Source organism: Rahnella perminowiae, assembly GCF_019049755.1.
Lineage (GTDB): Bacteria > Pseudomonadota > Gammaproteobacteria > Enterobacterales > Enterobacteriaceae > Rahnella > Rahnella perminowiae.
Window position 1 is genome coordinate 1 of the sequence record NZ_JAFMOS010000010.1, and the last position, 255, is coordinate 255.

Annotated in this window: 1 protein-coding gene; it reads right to left on the reverse strand. The window is 53.3% G+C overall.

Annotation, left to right across the window (positions count from 1 at the left end):
* The coding region (locus J1785_RS00040) for a GTP-binding protein (protein ID WP_238483002.1) at positions 1 to 255 on the reverse strand (255 nt) is incomplete at both ends.

The window sequence follows — 255 nt, forward strand, 5'->3', positions numbered from 1 at the left end:
CCCACGTTGCATCGCCTTCCAGTGCTTTCAGCGCTGAACCTTTGATGACCGGGATGTCGTCGCCTGGGAATTCGTAAGCAGAAAGAAGTTCACGAACTTCCATTTCTACCAGTTCCAGCAGCTCTTCGTCATCTACCATGTCGCATTTGTTCATGAACACGATCATGTATGGAACGCCAACCTGGCGACCCAGCAGGATGTGCTCACGCGTCTGAGGCATAGGGCCGTCAGTTGCAGCAACAACCAGGATAGCGC